This window comes from Pseudoalteromonas rubra (assembly GCF_005887115.1).
In the GTDB taxonomy this organism is placed as follows: Bacteria; Pseudomonadota; Gammaproteobacteria; order Enterobacterales; family Alteromonadaceae; genus Pseudoalteromonas; species Pseudoalteromonas rubra_F.
Genome location: NZ_PNCJ01000218.1, coordinates 1 through 279, shown reverse-complemented (window position 1 = coordinate 279; position 279 = coordinate 1). Strand labels below are relative to the sequence as shown.

1 protein-coding gene is annotated in these 279 nt (G+C 49.1%); it reads right to left on the bottom strand.

Annotated elements, in window-relative coordinates:
• Positions 1–279: winged helix-turn-helix domain-containing protein (locus CWB98_RS23815; protein ID WP_171045763.1), on the bottom strand; the 279-nt coding region annotated here is incomplete at both ends.

Below are 279 nucleotides of genomic sequence, written 5' to 3'. Positions count from 1 at the left end.
CCACACCGTTTTGATACGAAATGGCGAAACCGGATCGTCACCGAGTTTCTTGCGTAGACGGGAAATACGTTGATCAATAGAACGATCAAAGCCGTCGTACTCAACCCCACGCAGCGATTTGGTGAGATAATCGCGGGTCACCAGTTCACCTGCTGATTTCGCTAGTAACCACAGCAGATCAAACTCTTTGGACGAAACTTCTATGGCCTGGCCTTGTAAGGTCACAGTCCGGGTACTTTTGTCTACCTGTAGCCCCTGTATTTGAACACGTTCTGAGCT